The organism is Vibrio sp. 10N.247.310.17 (assembly GCF_041466605.1).
GTDB lineage: Bacteria > Pseudomonadota > Gammaproteobacteria > Enterobacterales > Vibrionaceae > Vibrio > Vibrio tasmaniensis_A.
The window spans coordinates 25,313-45,410 of record NZ_JBFSTC010000008.1; the positions used below are offsets into that span (position 1 = coordinate 25,313).

At 43.8% G+C, this 20,098-nt stretch carries 17 protein-coding genes and 1 tRNA gene; 5 read left to right on the top strand and 13 right to left on the bottom strand.

Going from position 1 to position 20,098, the window contains the following annotated elements:
- Positions 1–174: 174 nt before the first annotated feature.
- The 3 genes from AB6D80_RS04320 to AB6D80_RS04330 are packed head-to-tail and all read right to left on the bottom strand — an operon-like array spanning position 175 to position 3,129.
- Positions 175–639, bottom strand: coding sequence for a GtrA family protein (locus AB6D80_RS04320; RefSeq protein WP_012603650.1), 465 nt, complete (start codon positions 637–639; stop codon positions 175–177).
- A complete protein-coding gene (locus AB6D80_RS04325; RefSeq protein ID WP_372187852.1) occupies positions 626–2,113 on the bottom strand; it encodes an ArnT family glycosyltransferase in 1,488 nt (495 codons plus the stop codon). Before AB6D80_RS04325 ends, AB6D80_RS04320 begins: the two co-directional genes overlap by 14 nt.
- A complete protein-coding gene (locus tag AB6D80_RS04330) occupies positions 2,110–3,129 on the bottom strand; it encodes a glycosyltransferase family 2 protein (protein WP_017101037.1) in 1,020 nt (339 codons plus the stop codon). Before AB6D80_RS04330 ends, AB6D80_RS04325 begins: the two co-directional genes overlap by 4 nt.
- 125 nt (positions 3,130–3,254) lie before the next feature.
- Here AB6D80_RS04330 and AB6D80_RS04335 point away from each other — a divergent pair, with 125 nt between their 5' ends.
- From AB6D80_RS04335 to AB6D80_RS04350, 4 genes are all read left to right on the top strand, one after another.
- Entirely contained in the window at positions 3,255–3,932 is a 678-nt protein-coding gene (locus AB6D80_RS04335; RefSeq protein ID WP_009846415.1) for a response regulator transcription factor, read from the top strand.
- Positions 3,929–5,227, top strand: coding sequence for a HAMP domain-containing sensor histidine kinase (locus AB6D80_RS04340; RefSeq protein ID WP_017101036.1), 1,299 nt, complete (start codon positions 3,929–3,931; stop codon positions 5,225–5,227). The genes AB6D80_RS04335 and AB6D80_RS04340 overlap by 4 nt, the downstream gene beginning before the upstream one ends.
- Positions 5,228–5,354: 127 nt before the next feature.
- Positions 5,355–6,284 carry a pyridoxal-phosphate dependent enzyme gene (locus AB6D80_RS04345; protein WP_029223166.1) on the top strand — a complete coding sequence of 310 codons (930 nt, stop codon included), beginning with the start codon at positions 5,355–5,357 and terminating at the stop codon, positions 6,282–6,284.
- Between the two features lie 117 nt (positions 6,285–6,401).
- Positions 6,402–7,139: a dienelactone hydrolase family protein gene (locus AB6D80_RS04350; protein WP_017101034.1), complete on the top strand. Its 738-nt coding sequence runs from the start codon at positions 6,402–6,404 to the stop codon at positions 7,137–7,139.
- Between the two features lie 76 nt (positions 7,140–7,215).
- Here the strand turns inward: AB6D80_RS04350 and AB6D80_RS04355 are convergent, their stop codons facing one another.
- The 5 genes from AB6D80_RS04355 to AB6D80_RS04375 form a co-directional block, all read right to left on the bottom strand.
- The gene (locus tag AB6D80_RS04355) at positions 7,216–8,469 is read right to left on the bottom strand and encodes a D-amino acid dehydrogenase (RefSeq protein WP_017101033.1); all 1,254 of its coding nucleotides are present in this window, start codon (positions 8,467–8,469) and stop codon (positions 7,216–7,218) included.
- Between the two features lie 225 nt (positions 8,470–8,694).
- Positions 8,695–9,621 carry a LysR family transcriptional regulator gene (locus AB6D80_RS04360; RefSeq protein ID WP_372187855.1) on the bottom strand — a complete coding sequence of 309 codons (927 nt, stop codon included), beginning with the start codon at positions 9,619–9,621 and terminating at the stop codon, positions 8,695–8,697.
- Positions 9,622–10,217: 596 nt separating this feature from the next.
- Positions 10,218–10,308 (bottom strand) — tRNA-Ser (locus AB6D80_RS04365).
- 180 nt (positions 10,309–10,488) lie between these two features.
- Complete coding sequence (locus tag AB6D80_RS04370) at positions 10,489–10,938, bottom strand: L-alanine exporter AlaE (RefSeq protein ID WP_371709341.1); 450 nt, start codon at positions 10,936–10,938, stop codon at positions 10,489–10,491.
- Between the two features lie 248 nt (positions 10,939–11,186).
- A complete protein-coding gene (locus AB6D80_RS04375) occupies positions 11,187–13,643 on the bottom strand; it encodes an ATP-binding protein (protein ID WP_372187856.1) in 2,457 nt (818 codons plus the stop codon).
- A 171-nt stretch (positions 13,644–13,814) separates the two neighbouring features.
- On the opposite strand from AB6D80_RS04375, the gene AB6D80_RS04380 reads away from it, so the two are divergent.
- Complete coding sequence (locus tag AB6D80_RS04380) at positions 13,815–14,384, top strand: UPF0149 family protein (RefSeq protein WP_372187859.1); 570 nt, start codon at positions 13,815–13,817, stop codon at positions 14,382–14,384.
- A gap of 118 nt (positions 14,385–14,502) precedes the next feature.
- On the opposite strand, the gene AB6D80_RS04385 is transcribed toward AB6D80_RS04380, so the two are convergent.
- The 5 genes from AB6D80_RS04385 to fepB form a co-directional block, all read right to left on the bottom strand.
- A complete protein-coding gene (locus AB6D80_RS04385; protein WP_009846405.1) occupies positions 14,503–15,534 on the bottom strand; it encodes a potassium channel family protein in 1,032 nt (343 codons plus the stop codon).
- A 189-nt stretch (positions 15,535–15,723) separates the two neighbouring features.
- On the bottom strand, positions 15,724–16,536 hold the full coding sequence (locus AB6D80_RS04390; RefSeq protein ID WP_135383939.1) for an ABC transporter ATP-binding protein: 813 nt from the start codon (positions 16,534–16,536) through the stop codon (positions 15,724–15,726).
- A gap of 354 nt (positions 16,537–16,890) precedes the next feature.
- A complete protein-coding gene (locus AB6D80_RS04395; protein WP_372187879.1) occupies positions 16,891–17,952 on the bottom strand; it encodes a FecCD family ABC transporter permease in 1,062 nt (353 codons plus the stop codon).
- The gene (locus AB6D80_RS04400) at positions 17,949–18,989 is read right to left on the bottom strand and encodes an iron ABC transporter permease (RefSeq protein WP_065678738.1); all 1,041 of its coding nucleotides are present in this window, start codon (positions 18,987–18,989) and stop codon (positions 17,949–17,951) included. Before AB6D80_RS04400 ends, AB6D80_RS04395 begins: the two co-directional genes overlap by 4 nt.
- A 32-nt stretch (positions 18,990–19,021) precedes the next feature.
- Positions 19,022–20,005, bottom strand: coding sequence for a Fe2+-enterobactin ABC transporter substrate-binding protein (fepB, locus tag AB6D80_RS04405; protein WP_065678739.1), 984 nt, complete (start codon positions 20,003–20,005; stop codon positions 19,022–19,024).
- Positions 20,006–20,098 lie beyond the last annotated feature (93 nt).

Sequence of the window (20,098 nt, forward strand, 5' to 3'; positions counted from 1 at the left end):
GCGACCCATTGACTTCGCTATGGTAAAAACACAAAGCGCAGCTATTTAGCTGCGCTTTTTTGTGCCCGTTACCAATGGCTAGCGGATTAGCCACTTAGATACTTAGATACTTAGATACTCTGATGCTCAGATGCTCAGATGCTCAGATGCTAACCAAAGGGGTTACCTACTTATCTAACGCGTAAACACCCAATACTGGCTAAATAGGTAATTGGTGACCATTCCGACAAGAGTCCCCACTGCCATTGCGATAAAAACAGCTCCGATAAAGGTAGGAAGCAATTCCGTCATCAGCTTAAAGCACAGCAAATTAGGTACCGCTGATATTGATGCGGTAAACATGAACTTTTGCCACTGAATCAGCTTCTCAGACCAATGACCTCGCCCTTTATATTCAAAAGTCAGTATACGATTACCCAACCATGTCGTCGTTGCAGCAGCAATAAAGGAGCTAATTCGCGCCATCATTAAAGGCAGCCCAACAACATAATGCAGCAATGCAAAAACCAAACAATCAACAACAAACCCACCAACACCAACCACAGCAAATCTAACCATCTTGTGGTGGGACTGTAGTCTTTGGCTATGTGATTGAAGCTTGTCATTGAACATTCGTAGCCTTGAGTTAACGCTGAACATCATTTTCACTTTCAATATGATTCAACGAAAAATTTGGTGTGTTGCTCTGGTGATGGCAGCTGAACAAAGCACGCTTTATTTTCACCGTTGGCTCTAGAATACACGTTAATGCGTTCTCTTTAATCTTGGTTTCCACTTCAGATCTTTTACCAATCAGATAGAACTTATCAATGCCATTTAGTTGCTCGATATCAAGAAGCTTTTTCGCTTGCCCATGACTGTAAAATTGCCCTGAGAATGGTCTTTTACCCACATAAAAACTTGGCGCAGAATCCGTAATCTGTTCAAAAATAATACGGTCACTTTTCTCGTTCGCCTTCCCTAAGTTCAGGTAAACCATCGCAATCATTAACAGCACAGGTAGCACCAAAGCCACACTCGAAAACCACTTCTTATCTTTTTCTACCACAAGTATAGCAACCAGCATCCCAAGGGCTGGAATCCCCGGCAGTACGTACGCAGGGAGAATATTGCCCGCCATAGTGAAAAGAATCAGTGGCGAAATCAACCAACAGACAAGGAATGAAAACAACCCACTATTCTCAGCGTTAATTTCCGCAATTTTCTTGCGACGAGCGAAAGTTAAAATAGGTAATACAATCGACCACGGCGCAGCGGCCTGAATCCAAAACACCCAGATCATGCCTCTGGTTTCATCATGAGCAGAACCGTATAAATCGCCCTCCCAACCACTCACAACAAAACGCTTAAAGTGTTCGCCAACAATAAAATAATCAATAAAGCCCGGAGTAGCCATTTCAGCCATAATGTACCAAGGCAAGGCAATCGCCAGCATGACACCTAAACCAGACAACAGTGGAAAGCGTTGCCACAACACTTTAAAAGCCCCAAAGATACCATGTTGTAATAGCAACCAAGGGAATACTGCGATACCCATGATCACAATCGCAACAGGACCTTTTGCAAGCAAGCCCAACGCCAAGCCTACAAATCCAACGTAACCCCAGGTTTTGTTGGTTCTCTCACTTCCTTCGCCTTTACAGTCTTCTCCACCGAGCCAACATAAGTAAAAGCCCAGCATCGCGATGGTCATGGCTAACGTTAACGCCATGTCGGTCATCACAGCACCCGCGGCGATAGAGAAAATCCCACATGTTGCCAATACAACAGCCGCCACTAAGGCACTTTGTCCCGTACGCTTCGCCAGATACGCGACCAATAGAATCGTCGCGAAACCTGCTAACCAATGCGGAGCACGCACAGCAAACTCACTCAAGCCGAACAACTCAATACCAGCAGCACTCATCCATGTGAACAACGGTGGCTTACCCCAAAAAGGAATACCGTAATCAAACTGAGGGGTTAACCAATTGCCAGTTTCTACCATCAAGCGAGCCATTTCTCCATAGCGCGCTTCAGTGGTGTCCATTAACGGATAAGTCGCCAAAGATAAAAGCCTTAAAACTAGTGCAAAAGCCAACAAATACCATAGACGCGTTCTGTTCAGACTCATGCTGATTCCTCTAATTTAAAATGTGTTTTCAATGCGGGTGTATCAACGACCGATTGGATCAGATAAAGAGGGCGATTCTTGGTTTCGATGAAAATACGACCTATGTACTCCCCCATTAAACCAATACTCAACAGTTGGATTCCGCCAAGTGCAAGTTGCACGACCATCATTGACGGATAACCCGTAATTGGCTCACCAAACATCATGGTTTTGAACACGATGAAGACGCCATACACGAAAGCAGTAAGCGCCACTAATCCACCAACTGCCGTCGCAATACGCAGTGGGCGGATAGAGAATGATGTGATGCCATCCATCGCCAATCCGATGAGTTTCAGATAGTTCCACTTGGTCTCGCCACAGAAGCGAGCATCACGCTTAAATTGGAGTGTCGCTTGTCGGAAACCCGGCCATGAAAAAATGCCTTTCATGTAGCGGTTACGTTCTGGAAGCTGATTGATATGGTCGACAACCTCGCGGCTTAACAGTCGAAAATCACCCACATTCTCAGGAACATCAATCTTCGCAGCCACGTTCATGACTTTGTAAAAGCTCGCTGCTGAAAACTTCTTAAACCATGTTTCACCATCACGCTGGCTGCGCTGCATATTGACGACGTCATAACCTTCGCGCCACTTGGCAATCATTTGCGGGATAAGCTCAGGTGGATCTTGTAAGTCAGCGTCTAGCAAAATCACCGCTTGTCCACGACAGTGCTCAAGGCCTGCGCTCATCGCTGATTCTTTGCCAAAATTACGGCTTAAACCGATAACAGAAATTGAGCTATTGATTGAAGTGAATGAACTCACCAACTCCAAGCTGTTATCTTTGCTGCCATCATCGACATAAACGATTTCACTGGTGATGGGTAAGCTATCCAGCACCTTGGTAAGGCGAGAGTGGAACTCTTCCAATACCTCTTGTTCATCGTAAAAAGGCACAATGATAGACAGAGAAACCGCAGGGTTGATCTGCGATGTAGATATCTTAGGGCGGCTTATATGAAGTTCAGACATAATACGTTCTTCTATTTTTTAATCTGAATCCAATCTACCCTCCCATAAGTGAAAGTTATGTTATTGACATATTTTTCACGCTCACTCAGGATAATGTTACCGTCTATTTCTGTATGAGAATCAAAATGAAACGAGTTCTATTAGTCGAAGATAACCGTGAAATCGCAGGTGTCTTGTTTGATTATTTTGAGTGTATTGGTATGGAACTCGATTATGCGGACAACGGCGAGCTCGGCCTGCAACTCGCGTTGGAAAACTCATTTGATATCATCATATTGGATCTGATGTTGCCAAGAATGGACGGCCTCACGGTTTGTAATAAATTGCGAGACCAAGGCAACGCGACACCTATTTTGATGCTGACCGCGCTAGATAGCCGCGATGATATGTTGAAAGGGTTTGAGCATGGTGCCGATGACTATCTAACCAAGCCTTTTGATTTGGATATTTTAGAAGCAAGAATGAACGCACTAGTTCGTCGTTACCGCGGAAAAGTAGCCTCTTCAAAACTTCAGTTCGGTGAACTCACCATCGACCAAAAAACCCGTAAAGCTTACCGCCAAGATAAGCTTCTTGCGCTAAACCCAACCACTTACACCATACTTGAGATGCTCTGCCAAAACGCACCAGAAGTGGTGACTCGTGAAGATATCTCCTACAAATTATGGGAAGAAGATGAACCCAATAATGATGTGCTGCGCAGTCACATCTATCAATTACGAAATCAACTCGACAAGCCTTTTGACAGTCAAATGTTGATTACGGTTCCTAAAATAGGATTCCGCTTGGAGTCATCGAATTGATTTCCAACTTTCTGACAAGCACTAAAACCCTCACCGGCCGCTTAGCTGTTTTCTTTGGGCTAATGGCCGTGATTGTGTCTGCGTTCGTCTATGTCGTTTTTATTGTCGCGCTCTATATGTCTGAAGACCGGGTCGGTGAAAGACGCATCTTGATTGACCGCAATTACGCCGTCGAGCTATTTCAAGCCGGAGAAAGTGGTGAGTTAAGAATTGATGATCTGACAGTCGCCTATAACGACCCGTCATTCGTACCTCTCGAATATTATAAGCTCATTGCAAATAAAGAGAGCTTTCTCGGAGAGATCGGCGAAGAGCCAGAGTCAAGAATGGTCTATGTTGGCGAGTATTCTGACAAAGGAAAAACCCACCCAATAATCCTACTTTCCGAAATAGACCGTGTTGAATTTGCTATTTCTGAACTTGTGTACGCGACCGCCTTTGTGCTCACGTTACTTTCTATCTTAATTTTTAGTTTTGGTGCTCTGCTCTATCGACTCTCAAAACGACTGATTGAACCATTCAACTCTCTGTCTGAGCAACTTGAGTCGAATAAACTCAATCTCAACGAAGAGTTCGGTGTGAGCGATGATGCGGCAGTTGAATTTCGTCAGCTAACCGATCAACTGAATCAGTATCGTCGAGAAATCAATTCCTTGGTCAAGCGTGAACAAGCCTTTGCTCGATACTCAAGCCATGAGTTAAGAACACCACTAACCGTTGCTCGTGGTGCGAATAAATTGCTATTAAGAAGCGAAACCACCGAGTTTCAATCTCGGCAGGTTGAACGCATTGATGAAGCCATTGTTCAGATGTCTGAGATGGTCGATGCTTTGCTTGGCCTAGTTCGTTACGAAAGAAACAGTGACGATGCACCGCTGCGCTTGTTCAGTCAGCAAGAGTTGGAAGCTATCGTTTCCAAGAATTCATTACAAGCAGATGAGAAGCAAGTCGAGATATCCCTTCACATTCAATCTGAGCCTATAATTCAAGCCACAAGCGCGATAATGAACATGTTGGTCGGAAACTTGTTGAGAAATGCGATTGCTGCGACCAATAGTGGCACCGTAACTATCACTCTTTCCCAAGACACTCTTGTGATTGAAGACCAAGGTGAAGGCCTTCAGGAACAGTACAATCCGAATGGTCATGGATTAGGTTTATTGATTGTCGACGACTTGTGCCAACGCTTCCATTGGGACTTTGAGTTGGTCAATCGCGACTCCGGAGGGTGCACTGCAAGAATCGCCTTTCAGACAGGTTCCTCCTTATCCACATTAAAGCAAGCAAACTCGTAATACGAGGCTCAATACCCGATGAAAACTTGATTTAGTTGGTTTACAGCGCTCGCTAGCTACTAGATACTCAGTAGTCCTTTTTGATTTAAAAATGCTGGCTCTTGAGTCAGCATTTTGTCTAAGTGCGATGAAACTAAATAATAGCCCTGTAACTCAGCATCAATACAACGATCACACCTTTTTCTTAAAGCGAGACGATAAGCTTCACTCCCACTTTTGCGGCAACAAAGCCAGAAAGTTCATGAAGCTACTGGAAGACGATCACCCAGACACCACCACTCTAATAAGCTATGGATCCGCTCAAGCTAACTCCTTGTTCTCGCTAGCCGCACTTGCAAAAATCAAAGGCTGGACGCTTGAGTTTTACGTCGACCACCTTCCTCAATGGCTACAAGAACGCCCACTCGGCAACTACCGTGGCGCTATCGATCTTGGGGCTAAGGTTATTTCAGTCAAAGAAACAGGCTCTGAGCTTCATCCACAAGCGTATATTGAACAAATAAGGCAACCAGGTTCCGATTGTATTGTGTTACCTGAAGGTGGACGTTCTCAGCTTTCTGAATATGGCGTGAAGCAACTGGCGATGGAAATACTCAGCTGGACGCGCTTCGAAAACAAACACGATTTTGTGGTTGCACTGCCCGCTGGTACTGGTAGCACAGCGCTGTATCTTCATAAGCATTTAAAACTGCACAACATCCCGGTTTTAACCTGTGCTTGTGTTGGTGGCAGTGACTACTTAACGCAGCAGTTCAATGAGCTTGGCGAGACCGATCACCCGCAGATCTTACCGCTCAAAACCAAACACCACTTTGGTAAGTTGTATCAGCAGGATTATCAAACTTGGTTAGATCTACAAGAGCAAACCGACATTGAATTTGACCTGCTCTATGACCCTTTGATGTGGCAATGCTTGGAACGTTGGCAAGAAGACAACCCGACCAAAACCATCATCTACATCCATCAAGGCGGCATCTTAGGCAATGAATCGATGTTGCCGCGCTATCAGCGGAAGTATCCGGAGATGAGCATTAGCAAAACCAACGCATCTTGGTAATTTTTTCCCTTTATTCTCCAGTTTAGCTATTCAAGTTATAAACTGAAATCTGGCGAGAATCATCGCGTTATCTATACTTTCGATTGGAACGTCAATTGTCATCGAAAGGAATAACGCATGCGAAAACTCACAACGCTCGGCCTGTTTTCAGTTTTACTGCCCTTCTCTGCGATTTCAGGAGAAAACATCACTTACCAAGTCGATGGTATGGATTACGAAGGTTATTGGAGTGAGGCCAGTGACCAAGCGCCTTTGGTGCTGCTAATTCACGATTGGGATGGCTTAACTGATTACGAAAAGAAACGTTCTGAGATGCTCAACGAACTCGGTTACAACGTGTTCGCCATCGACCTATTTGGTAAAGGCATTCGCCCTACCGAAGTGAAAGGCAAAAAACAACACACAGGCGAGTTGTATAAAGACAGAGAAAAAATGCGTGCACTACTTAATGCGGGAGCGATGGAAGCGAAAAGGCTTGGTGGTAACTTAGATAACAACGTGATAATGGGTTACTGTTTTGGTGGCGCAGCCGTTTTAGAAGCCGCTCGTGCTGGCATCCCATCGAAAGCTTATGTCACCTTCCATGGCGGTTTATCGACACCTAAAGGACAAGACTACTCTGAGACAAAAGCTCCAGTTGTCGTGTTCCATGGTACAGCAGACGCCATGATCTCAATGCACGACTTTGGAAGCCTCGCAGCTCAACTTGAATCAAGCAAGGTTCCGCATGAAATGATCACCTACAGTGGTGCGCCACATGCCTTTACCGTATTCGGCTCAAACAACTATCAACAAGAAGCTGACCAGAAATCGTGGGATAGATTTACCCATGTACTAGAAACCACCACCAGATAATCTTCTCCTTGAGAACCCATAACCCCATTCTACAGTTTAAGAATGGGGTGACTTTAGTTAACACGGTGTCATGCCGCTACAAATAACGATGGATACTTAAGTCATCAGATTTAATATCACTGGCAGAGCCACTGACTATGCTTGCTAAGATCTTTCCTGAGCCACATGCCATTGTCCAACCTAATGTTCCATGACCTGTATTGGTAAATAAATTTTTGATAGGCGTCTTGCCGATGATAGGCGTGCCATCTGGCGTCATTGGTCTTAGCCCAGTCCAGTATTCAGCCTTAGAAAAGTCCCCCGCTTGTGGGAAAAGATCTTTTATCACCATATCAATCGTGGCTTTGCGTTTTTCTGGGATTAGGTAGTCAAAACCAGCGAGTTCTGCCGTACCCGCGATACGAATACGATCATCAAATCGCGTCATCGCGACCTTGTAGGTTTCATCCATAACAGTCGAAGTCGGTGACTTATCTACATTCACGATAGGCAATGTTAGTGAATATCCTTTCACTGGGTAAACCGGTATAGACAAGTCGACTTGCTTTAATAGTTCTCGAGAATAGCTTCCTGACGCGACCACGTAAGCATCCGCTTTAAACTCGCCTTGAGTCGTTGTAATAGTCTCAATGGCTTGATTCTGATGATTCAAACTTACCACTTCAGTATCAAACACGAACCTAACACCGAGTTGCTTGGCTTTCTCAGTCAAGGTTAAACAGAACTGATGGCAATCACCGGTTTCATCATGAGGTAAGTATAAGCCGCCCACCAGCTTGTCTTTAACGTCCGCTAAACCCGACTCCACTGACAGACACTGGTCAACATCAAACAGCGAGTGTTCGATCCCACTCTCTGTTAATAGCTTCATATCCTGCTGAATAGCATCGAGTTGCTTTTCGCTTCTGAATACTTGCAAGGTGCCTTTCTGCCTGCCCTCATAAGCTAAATCTTCACTGGTTCTTAGATGAGTGAGACACTCTCGACTGAAGTTTGCCACTCTTAACATGCGTGACTTATTCATGGCGTACTTGGCTTCATTACAGTTGGCCAACATCTTAGTCGCCCAAGCAACTAATTCAGGAGAAAGTGACGGCTTCACTTTTAGAGGCGCATGCTCTTGGGTAAGCCATTTCATTGCTTTCAACGGAATCCCCGGTGCCGCCCATGGTGAAGAATATCCGTAAGAAATTTGCCCTGCATTCGCAAAGCTGGTTTCCTTGCCACTGCTATCTTGACGATCAATAACCGTCACTGTATGACCTTCTTTCGCAAGGTACCAAGCACTGGTTAACCCAATAACACCGCTACCAATTACAATAACTTCCATTCTCTTCTCCTAATGCCCGACAAAGCCAAAATCTGTCGAACACAGCTGTCAGTCTAAAACTCGTTTCGTTAATAATTTGTAACTTATTCCGCGCATGTTGACTTAACAATAGAGGGAGCGTTGACAAAAACTCAATTCAACTTAAAAACGAATTCGGCAATTTGGAACTGTGATATTGGCGGTATTTGGTCGCTTAGGAGGAGTTGCTAAGTAAATCGATTAAGCCTAGATATTGTAAGCGTCATGGCTTAAGAAAGTGGCGTTTTCGAGTAAGAAATCTAACAAGGTTTCGGCCTGTAGCGTGAGTGCGCGGTCTTTTAAAGATTGAACCTTAACCGTCGCCTTCGATAGCATCTCCAACTCGGTCGCAACCACTTCAATCTGCCCTGACTTTATTTCATCGATCACCGTGAGCTTAGGCATAAAGGTGACGCCCAACCCTGCTGAAACAAAGTTAGTCAGTGCAGTGACTGAGTTCGTCTGAAGCTTAGGTTCTAACGTGAAATGCGACATTTGCTCGGCCTGCTTAACCAATCGACCCATCCCTGTTGAGTTGTCGATCAACGCCAAAGACACATCCTTAATATCTTGCAGTGTCACAGGTGCTTCTTTCATCGTAAGGAAGTGCCCCTTCGGAGCAATCAATTCGAGCGGATGGCTACGTTCAACGTGGGAGTGCAGTTTAGGATGTGGAGCAGAAGCATAGGTTATTGCGAAGTCTATCTGTTGATCTTCCAACATCTTGACCGCGTCCAATGCCCCAGCAATTTCAATAGAAAGGTTGATATCAGGATAACGGGTCATAAAGGTTTGCATCGGCTTTGACACCAAGTTGGTAATAAACCCTTCACCGATGGCAATACTGACACTGCCTCCTTTGAGGTTTTTAAGCTTGGCTAGTCGAGTAAGCACTGCAGCCTCTCCACGAACAATGGAACGATAGTAATGCAGCAGCTCATTACCCGCCTCAGTTAACAGTGATTGGCGGTTGTTGCGTTCCCAAACTTTCATTCCCGCTTGCGCTTCGAGCTGGGTCAGCATTCTGCTCATTGCAGCAGGGTCAACATTCATCATCTTGGATGCCTTACGCAATGAGCCATACTTAGACAACGCGTTTAAATACTCAAGAGCGCGGATATTAAAGTGATGCATTCAACTTCCTTGTGATTCGACTGACACTAGATCAAGCGTCTCACAAATTGGCTGCGAACATGTATCCCATTTTATCAAGAACGTATTTACACTTACTAACTTGTGCACCGAGTCACTTCAAGACAGCTAAAGGCTCATGCTCGTTTATTCGATCTACTCTTGATAGACAGATGGAAAGAGCTTAAAGAACCTGTTTGAAACCGCTTAACGAAGCATTTTCGATGACATGGCACCTGTGTGGTTCGGCTTTCACTTGAGTAATACCAATCACAGTAAATAAGTGATCAAACATAGCGTAGGAAAAAAGCTTGAGAACAAGGCAGAATTTTTCGATAAGTAGTTATTCTACAATCAAAAATTCTAACGAAGTTATCGAGGTTTTTAACAAGCTAGGGTGACCAGTTATTTACTACGATTGGTATAATACCAATCACAGTAAGCAAGTGGTCATAAATAGCGTTGGAAGGCGTGATAACTAGGCAAAGGACTTTGGGCTAGAGATAGAGATAGAGATAGAGATAGAGATAGAGATAGAGATAAAATATAGGTGCTCTAAAACGAGAAAACCCCAGCATTTCTGCTAGGGTTTTGAATAGTGGTGGAAGGATGGGGATTTGAACCCCAGATACGCTATAAACGTATACTCGCTTTCCAGGCGAGCGCCTTAAGCCACTCAGCCATCCTTCCACAAATTGTGTGTTGAGCTTGTCACTCAACGAGGCGCTACTTTATTGATTCTGCTTGCTTTGGTCAAGAGGCATTATCAAAAAAAGTGCCTTTTTCAGTTTGTTCGATTACAAATTAACTCATTAGATCAAAAACAAACCAAATTTCATTCTATCGTTGTACTTACGCTTGTTGCTTTTCTTAAGCTTGTTGATAGTAGCCCGGAACTCTAAACCATTTACGGCACATATCTAAGAAATAACCGTACAGCACGCCCATACCACATGAGATAACAGCGTTACTGGTGACAGCCGTAACAATCTGGTCGCTCGAAGCACCTACTGCCAATAAAATACCGGCATACACAGGTGACTGGAATAACACGTACGCCACCAAGTCAGACAAATTTTTCATCAATGAGTTTTGTGAAAGCTTTGCGCCGTTACGCAAGAACCAATCACGAAAGACTCCATAAGGCCAAGCGATAGCTATGTTTACCGGAATAGATAACGTTCGAGAAGCAAGAGACTGCTCAAACGTCATACCAGAAATAAACACTTCAACAATCATTCCAGAAATAAAACAGAAAACGACCATAGCGAATGTATCCGCAGCTGCGTTTCGAATACAGAATGGACCACGAGACTTCATTGACGATAAACCTAAAATATATCACTACTTAATTAGCGATTTAACAACACATAAACAAGGCTAGATTACACCTAGCCAGATAATATCACTATTAAATCACAATATAAGCAGTCATACATTCCAAATTAAAAATAAAGTTGTAAATTAACAACCAAAAACCACTTTAAAAGCAGTCAATTCGACCAACAAAACCCACAAAGGTCAAATAACGAGCGATTTGTTATTATATTTCCGTAATTAAACAACAACTATGCCATAGGAAGATTTACCGTAATGCTATTGATGATTTCTTGTTCAGGAGTGAAACCGAGAGAAACCTGCTCTAAAGCTTTATCGACGTGATCTGTGAGCTTTGCATTATTCATAGGTTCAGCATGAACACGCAAGCTCTCTAATGCAGACTTAATCAGCGCTAAGTTATTATCTTCGAGCGCAACGTACAGCGTGACGAGTAGCTCTTCTGTGTTATCTTTGTTTCGTAGATCAGGTTTAGGTAGTGACTCGCTGTTACTTTGCGAATCGTTTTTTTCTACATCTAGGCTATCAAGATCATGAGCTCTAACTTCATGGTATTGGTAAAGCTTGTTTGAATAGCGGAATAACGCATCATCCAACTCACGCTCATCAATCGGTTTGGCAATAATATAATCCACACCCGCACCAAGCATACGTTCGCGAGTCTCTTTAAAGACATCAGCCGTACAACCAAACACCAGTACCGATGATATCTCGCCTATCAAAGCTCGAATTGCAGTGGTTGATTCAACGCCGTCCATCACTGGCATATGGTTATCCATTAATACCAAATCAAAGCGCTCAGCCACCACGGCTTGTATCGCAAGTTCACCATTTTCGACGCTCTTACAAGTAAAGCCTTTACTGCTCATGAAGGTTTCAATAATGACGGTATTGGTTCGGTTATCTTCGACAATCAGTACCTTCAAGCCAGAGTAATCTAACTTTTTATGTGGCAAGCTCTCTATTTCGCCAGGCTGGCAAGGCTTAATCTTCAAGCGAACATCGAAGCTGGTGCCTATCCCTTCTTCACTGGTGACGCTAATACTGCCCTCCATCAATTGGGCAATTTTCTTCACAATCGCTAACCCGAGACCAGTACCGCCAAAGCGTCTCGTAGTCGAAGACTCAGCTTGTTCAAACGGTTTAAAAATACGTTTTTGTGCTTCTTTAGATATACCAATACCGGTGTCGCGAACTCGAATACTAAGGTAGGTGTCACTCCCCTCTACGACTTCTTTAAGATACACCTCGACAAAGCCTCGAGAGGTAAACTTGACTGCGTTGTTTAAGAGGTTAAATAAAATTTGGCGAAGGCGTGCTTTGTCTGAGAAGTACCAACGGCCAGAAGGCACTTCGGAGTACACTTTGAATTGAAGCCCTTTCTCGGAAGACAATGTGTAATAGACACTGTTGATACTTCCTATAATTGAATCAAGCGGGAATCGTGTTTCATCCAGATCTAACCGACCCTGCTCTATCTTTGAAAAATCCAAAATTTCATTGAGTAACGTCATCATATGATCACCCGAATCATACAGGCTCTTAAGATGCTTCTCTTGCTCTGTGCTCAAAGGGGTTTTCAGTAAGATCTGAGCCGTTCCTAATACACCATTCATCGGGGTACGAATTTCGTGTGACAAGGTCGCAAGAAAGGCCGTTTTGGCATTGGTTGATGCTTGAGCTTTAACCTTCTCAGCTTCGAGATAGATGGTTTTTTCGTTGAAGGTTTTGATCAAATGTCCGATTTCATCATCACTAGAGTAGTCAACATCGATGATCTCGCCCGCTTTAGAACTATCAACTTGGGCGGCAATCGTTGTGATTGGGCTTATCAAATAGCGGTTCAGTAAGTAATAACCGGCCATGACACACAACAACAACAGCGGCACAATACCGCCTTCAACGCTCATTACCTGACGAAACACTTCGTCTGCTACTCGTGATTTTGAGTTGACGACATCCACTTGCCATCCAAACTCTCCAAATTGGTTACTACTAATATAAATCCCATCAACGAGATTGAAGTTATGAGAAACCAACACTTGGTTGAGTTTGTCTCTTAGAGTAATACCAAGGTTGTATTCTTCCGCATGGTTCTTGATAAAGCCGAGCAACTCTTCGAGTGAGAGATCCACAGTCGCGACACCTGCAAAAGTTCCATCGTAATAGTAAGGTGAAGATGCTGTGATCATTTGAACATGTGTATATGGGTCAATATACACATTGCTCCATGCAATGGTTCCCTGCACTTTGTTTACTACAGATGTATACCAATATTCGTTTTGATAAGGCGCATTTTTGGGGTTGTTATAAGAAAAGAGCTGGTCAATATCACCATCGTCGGCTTTGTTGAAAAAATAACTGTTAAGGATTTTATCAGAATCCAATGCATGCGGTTCTGGCCAAATACCTGCGCTGACGATCGTGTCATCGCTCGCCGCCAACATTGACTTAATAAATAACGGTATAACATCAGTATCACTGCGCTGTGCCTGAGCGAAACCAACCAAACTATCAACAAAACCTTGAGAGCTACTGAGGGGCTCTGTAATCAATTCCGATAACAGTTGTGTACGTAAGTCGAGATTTTGTTGCAACTTAGCGCGTACAGGAGATTCTACGACGTAATACGTCACACTACCGACAATGGCAATGAACATTGCGAGGTATACACCAAGCGCTACCATACTTTTTTTCTTAAGAGACGACCGTATTTGCATAATTATCTTGTTGTTTTCTTTTCTGTTTAACCTAGTGTTTATCACTAATGACATCAAGCGTTTTTAGATTGAAGCTTGATTGGCGCAAGTTCATTGGTACTATAAGCGCAAATATGTTCCCTTTTACGGTACCTCACTTTGACTTTACAAGATATTCTTGCGCTTCCAGAGTTGGAAGGAAAGCTAATCACAGAACACAAAACCATGGGCTTTGTCACTGCAATGGCAGCCGCTCCAAATGTGTTAACCCCTCATGAATGGCTGCCATTCCTTTGGGGTGGCGAAGAAGTCGCGCCTTTTACCGACGGTGAACAGCTGGAAAGCTACATTGAAGTTATCATCGCGCTTTGGAACAAAACCCGCCCAGAACTGATCGAAGGTACTTGGGTATGGCCTGAAGCTTGTCAATTAGATGATGCAGAAGTTGTAAATACAGCAGCTCGCGATTTTTGTGAAGGCTTACTTCAAGGTTGGCAGATAGCCCGTGATGATTGGGAAACACTGATGCCCAAAGACAGCGAAGACAACGCATTGGTCGGCGGCGTGTTGCTTTCACTAAGCATGCTTTACGATCCAGAAACTTCCATTGCTACGCTTGCAGAACAAGGCATCGAAGGCCTTGAGCAGTTTGAAGAGATCTTTAACGCTGTGCCTGTGATGCTTTGCGGGTTAACGCAACGCGGTATCGCATTAGCCGAAGCTCAATAATTTTCCATTCTCTCTAAAGCGAGACATATAAAAGAAATAAGCTGCGCTATATTCGAACGATAGTAAGAAGGCCTCACAATGAGGCCTTCTTTCGCTTCAGGAGAGACCAAATAGCCGCCTAAAAGCCTTTCCAATCGAAATGATCAATTCGCTCATCGGCAATGTAAAACAACTTAGTGCCGCTGCTGACAACTTGGTCTAACTCCGGATTAAGCTCTATACCACTCCCCGTATCAATCGCGATCAGCGTTGCTTTATACTTCTCTTTGAATACAGAGAAAATAGGCGCGACGGTTACAGGTTCGGCATCTTTAGGGTAATACGTCGAATACTGTGTCATACCTCTAGTTGAGCTTAAAAGCTCTTGATGAAGAGCACTTGAACCGGGATCAACCGCAGCTTTAGCCAGCATTTCGGCACCCACTGCCGGAATACATTCAGAGTTTGGGCAATGTTGATGCAGTAAATCGCTCAACGCCTCATCTTTAAAGTAAACCAGAAGATGAGCCTTAGGGTTTCGGTTCGCACAATAAAGCGCTGCAGACAGCGTGATGTCGTCTTCGGGGTTATCAATAAGAATACAGCTGGCTGACTCAATGCCCGTTTTCTCCATCTCTTTACCATCGGTGTAGCTGTTTACCTTAACGAAATTGATCTCACCGGGTAACGGATTTTCGATATCTGAACGCGTACATAATACGATTGGTCGCTTGCCCGTTTCTTCATGTTGCAGCATACGGATGAGATGAATGGTTCTTTGTTCATTCCACCCCAACATCAAAATGTGGTTTTCCACTCTAACTCTCCTTTTACCTAACAAGCCCGCTCGCCAATATTCAACACCTTCTGTTGCCACCTTACCCAGTAAAGCAGCGAAAAGGCTGAGCCCTCCAGGGATAACAAACAAAATAACAATCCATCGCCCCGCTTCCGTTGTCGGTGACAAATCGCCATAACCAACTGTAGAAGCCGTCACGACTAAATAGTATGCAAATGTAGTAAACGAGTTGGTTAAGTCCGTTTCACCCGCTAAATACAATGTCGACCACGATAAAAACACGTAGCCGAGGAAAGTAAACAGTAGGTTTTTACCATTCAAAACAAAGATATTCGCTTTGACCCAACGTTTGAGTTGTAACCAGATTATCATTAGAGCCTCTAATCCATTTCTCTTAGTTACATGCTAGAAAAAATAAATGATATCAACAAGATGTATCTTAAGAAAAAGGCACATGAGCCCAAAATAATGCCAATAGTCCACATTTAGGTACAAAAAGACTTAGAAATATCTACAAACAATTTCTGGAGTAAATCAAAACTGAACAAAAAGTCATATGAGTTACTTCCCCAGAGGCACAATCAATGGAGTATGACTTACGGGATCATCAATAATAACGCTATCTAAGCCAAATACTTGCTTAACGAGTTTGGCGTCAATTAAAGACTTAGGTTCCCCTTGTGCGACAATTTCTCCACCAGCAAATGCAATCAGATGATCCGCATAACGACAGGCTTGATTCAAATCATGCAGCACGGCGACGATAGTGTGTTTTTTCTCTCTATTGAGGCTGCGGAACAACTCCAACAAATCGATCTGGTGTGCGACGTCCAAATAAGTTGTCGGCTCATCAAGTAATACTATCGGTGTCTTTTGTGCTAATACCATTGCAATCCAAACTCGTTGTTTCTGACCTCCTGATAGTTCATCAACCTGCCTCTCGGCCAAATCGGTGACACCAGTATCTTCCAGCGCTTGGAAGACCGCCTCTTGATCATCTAAGCTCCACTGCTTAAATAGTTTTTGATGCGGATAACGGCCTCTTGCTACCAAATCAACGACTCGAATCCCTTCTGGAGCTTGTGAACTTTGGGGAAGTAACCCCAACTCTCTCGCCAACTCTTTAGCTGGTACTTTTTGGATATTCTGACCATCTAGACAAATTTGGCCTTTAGAAGGTTTCAATAAACGGCATAAGCTTCTCAATAAGGTCGACTTTCCGCACCCGTTGGGTCCGACAATGACCGTAAATTTACCTTCAGGAATATGAAGTTCGAGATTTTCACAAATAACGCGATTCTCGTATGCAAGTTTAAGGTTACTTCCATTTAGTCGAGAGGTGATTTTAGATTTAACCGGTGTCGATAGGCTCATAAGTTTCTGATTTAATTTATGTTAAACAATATCCCCAAGTAACTTTTAGCTATTTGCTTATTTAGCTAATTACTTAACTAATTAGCTCTAGCTATTCAGTTGCTTGGGAAAGCGTAGCATCAAGAATAGACTTGTTGCTGCTTAAGGTTACGCTTGGTTTCTTCGGGGCTAAAACAGGCAGCGTTACACAATTTCAAGTTCAGTTGGGTACACCATAACCCATTGGACCAACTTGTCATTTTTGAGTACTGATCTAACTCGGTAAAACGAGTCTTGCTCTAACACTCATATACTTGACAAATAATCGGTAAACTTAAGAAGTATCGCTCTCATTAATCATATGAGTACCTATGCTTAAAACTGGCGAGATCGAGTCAATAGCCAAATTAAATATATGCCACCTACAATACCCGTCATCCTGCCTATCGGCACGCTTGCTTGAAAAGGCAACCATTGAATTAAAACATCCGCGGTTAAGACCAACAACGCGCCCATAAGAGCTGAGGAGAACAAGGATAATGCTCGCGACTTTCTCAATCGACCGACTAATTGAGGAGCAGCAAGGGCAATAAAGGCAATAGGCCCAGCAGCTCCTGTCGCGAATGCGGCTAAAACCACAGCAAAGAAAATCATAGAAAGACGGACTCGCTCAACTCGGATACCCAGCTGAGTTGCGATGTCATCCCCCATCTCTATCATGGCAAGCGCACGCTTTAGCATCATCATAAAAGGGAGGAGGAGAAATACCCCTATAAGTACAGGATAAACATGTGTCCATGTCCTAGCATGCAGTGATCCTGCAAGCCATAGATTAGCCAAAATAGCATTGTCCAAATTACCCTTAACTAACATCAGGCTGTTCAGCGCACTCAAAATGGACCCGACCCCAATACCAGTGAGTATTAAGCGATACCCTCCAACCACTCCTGCTTTTACCGCGAGTAAGTAAACGATAACAGCCGTGATTACTCCGCCGACTATCGCCGCGATTGCCACTTCGATAGCCCCTTGCTCAAACAAAACTATTTGAGCAATTGCCCCGGTAGCAGCCCCCGTTGTAAAGCCAATGACATCAGGAGAACCAAGAGCATTTCTTGATACCGATTGAAATACCGCACCAGAAATGCCTAACGCAGCCCCAACAAAGACCGCAGTAAGAACCTTAGGTAGTCTTATGTTAAGAATTATTCGATCTTTTACGCCCCTCTCTCCAGCCCCAAGAATGATATCGGCCACTTGAGGCAACGAGATATTAAACTTACCCAATGTCATGGAATAAGTTGCAATAGCGCAAACTGATATCAACAAAATCAAAGCGACAAGTATATGAGACGGTTGATAACAGAAAGAAAACTGACCGAAGCGTACAACACTTCCCGAGCCAGAATTTTGAAGAGTGTAAGGCTCAATCATCATAGGAGAGATATCTTCCAACGTTTCACTAAGAATACAAAGAATGGCCCGCCGATTAGAGCAATCATAATACCTACACTGATCTCATTGGGATACCCGACGATCCGGCCTAGCACATCGGCGACAACCGCCAGAATGGATGCAATCAGTAAAGAGAAAGGCATCAACCATTTATGATCCGGCCCCGCCGCCATCCTTGCAATATGAGGGGCAGTAAGACCAACAAAGCTGATAGGACCAGCCGCCGCAGTAGAGGTCCCCGCTAAAACCACAATAGCAATAGAAGCAAAACACCATATTTTGATCGGGTTAACACCTAAGGCGTGACCAATATCGTCCCCTAACGAGACAGTATCTAAGGCTTTACTTAATGAAAATGCGATTACTAATCCAATGGCTATTAACATGGCAGCCGGGATCAAGACATCGTAACCTCGCCCTTGAAATGACCCCACAGCCCAATGTCTATATTGTTCAAACACCATTTCATTGCTGTTTATTGTGATCATATGAGTCAGTGCAAGCAACACAACCGACAAAGCAGTTCCCGCCAATACAACTCTTACAGGGTTAACCCCTTTATTGACCCCAGCAAGTGCAAAAACACCCGCTCCGGAAACAGCCGCCCCAAGTAAACCAAACCACATCACATAGGCCATATCATGGATGCCCAGAAAGGCTATCGCTGAGACTATGGCAACTGTCGCCCCCGCATTGACACCGAGTATCCCAGGATCTGCTAATGGGTTACGAGTTAAGCTTTGCATGATAACGCCAGCAACACCAAGCGCACCGCCAACAACTAAAGCTAACAAGGTGCGTGGAATTCGAAGGTGGACAACCAATAGATGATCACTGTTGGTTGGATCAAAAGAAAAAATCGCATCCAAAGTCACTACCGGCGATATGTAATGCGTGCCGATAAAAAGGCTAAAACACGAGGCAAAAAATAACAACACGACTCCCGCCATCAGCCATCGTCGTCGTTGTCCATTTCTTATCTGTTCAAATGCTTCTGCAGGACCAGCAATACTTGTCATCACGGACATCCTTTACCCATTGGCATTAGCCATTAACCTGCATTTGTATCTCGTTCAAAAAGCTGAACAATGTCGTTAACGATTTCAGTGGCACTATACATATCGATACGAAATGAATTCTCACCTAGGCCAAAGACTTGTTTATTCTGGACGGACGGAAGGTTGATCAAGATTGGGTCATGCATGAATCGATTAGCGCTGTCGTCGCTCGCTTCTAGCAAAAATGTCGTATCGGCTTTAAGTTGAGTCAGCAGTTCAAAGTGGACGCGCATAAAATCTGATAAAGGCACGGTGTTGTCATGCCATTGACGATTTTGCACTTCCATTTTAAAACCAAGATCAGTGAGCAAGTCCGCATGAACGCCATCCTCTAAAGCGATAGCATTGGTAGCTCCAGGTCCAAAATACGCCACAATATTGGTTTCGCCTTCTGGTATCTGTAGCTTGTTTTTACTCTGGTTAACGAACAACTCAAACTGGCTAATTTTTTGTTGGGCTTGTTCTTCTAACCCTGTCGCCTGTCCAAGCCTCAAAGCCAAGTCTTGCCATGATTGTGCGGTGTAATCCAAAATAATGGTTGGTGCTATTTGCTTAAATTCAGCTATTTGATCTCTCGCCGAATCACCACCGCGCCATGCTACAACAATCAAATCAGGTTCATAGATATAGGCAGACTCTAAATCAACGCTGCCGGCAGGCCATGCCTTTTCCACGCTTCTCTGTTCAGCAATATCTGCCCATTGACTAAAAAACTTCCCTTCATAAGTGAGTGCTGTTGCGGCTAAAGGAGCATCAATAGCCAGTAGCGTCCCACTAATCGTCACCGAGGTAGAAAGGATTCGAGTCGGTTTAGATGGGATCACTGTCTGTGAGCCATCCGCATTAACGAAAGTCTTGGGGTAAGTATTTTGAGATGTCATTTCGGTTTCTGCGAAAACAGAAGCCGAAGCTGAAATCAAAAAAACAACAACGAACTTAAACACAATATTGATTTTAAAAATTACATTGATTCTCATTTACTGCTTGCACTTCATTTAGTCTAAGTTTAATTATTAAGATGGACTTGCTGTGGTGATTACTAAATCAGAAAAATCATGGCTGAAACATCT

Excerpts from the sequence above, each read along its gene's own strand:
- AB6D80_RS04395 (WP_372187879.1), bottom strand. The coding sequence starts at position 17,952 with ATGATGATTGAGCCTTACACTCTTCAAAATTCTGGCTCGGGAAGTGTT.
- AB6D80_RS04320 (WP_012603650.1), bottom strand. The coding sequence starts at position 639 with ATGTTCAGCGTTAACTCAAGGCTACGAATGTTCAATGACAAGCTTCAA.
- AB6D80_RS04360 (WP_372187855.1), bottom strand. The coding sequence starts at position 9,621 with ATGCATCACTTTAATATCCGCGCTCTTGAGTATTTAAACGCGTTGTCT.
- AB6D80_RS04385 (WP_009846405.1), bottom strand. The coding sequence starts at position 15,534 with ATGATAATCTGGTTACAACTCAAACGTTGGGTCAAAGCGAATATCTTT.
- AB6D80_RS04350 (WP_017101034.1), top strand. The coding sequence starts at position 6,402 with ATGCGAAAACTCACAACGCTCGGCCTGTTTTCAGTTTTACTGCCCTTC.
- AB6D80_RS04330 (WP_017101037.1), bottom strand. The coding sequence starts at position 3,129 with ATGTCTGAACTTCATATAAGCCGCCCTAAGATATCTACATCGCAGATC.
- AB6D80_RS04400 (WP_065678738.1), bottom strand. The coding sequence starts at position 18,989 with ATGACAAGTATTGCTGGTCCTGCAGAAGCATTTGAACAGATAAGAAAT.
- fepB (WP_065678739.1), bottom strand. The coding sequence starts at position 20,005 with ATGAGAATCAATGTAATTTTTAAAATCAATATTGTGTTTAAGTTCGTT.
- AB6D80_RS04370 (WP_371709341.1), bottom strand. The coding sequence starts at position 10,938 with ATGAAGTCTCGTGGTCCATTCTGTATTCGAAACGCAGCTGCGGATACA.
- AB6D80_RS04390 (WP_135383939.1), bottom strand. The coding sequence starts at position 16,536 with ATGAGCCTATCGACACCGGTTAAATCTAAAATCACCTCTCGACTAAAT.
- AB6D80_RS04355 (WP_017101033.1), bottom strand. The coding sequence starts at position 8,469 with ATGGAAGTTATTGTAATTGGTAGCGGTGTTATTGGGTTAACCAGTGCT.
- AB6D80_RS04345 (WP_029223166.1), top strand. The coding sequence starts at position 5,355 with ATGAAACTAAATAATAGCCCTGTAACTCAGCATCAATACAACGATCAC.
- AB6D80_RS04325 (WP_372187852.1), bottom strand. The coding sequence starts at position 2,113 with ATGAGTCTGAACAGAACGCGTCTATGGTATTTGTTGGCTTTTGCACTA.
- AB6D80_RS04335 (WP_009846415.1), top strand. The coding sequence starts at position 3,255 with ATGAAACGAGTTCTATTAGTCGAAGATAACCGTGAAATCGCAGGTGTC.
- AB6D80_RS04375 (WP_372187856.1), bottom strand. The coding sequence starts at position 13,643 with ATGGTAGCGCTTGGTGTATACCTCGCAATGTTCATTGCCATTGTCGGT.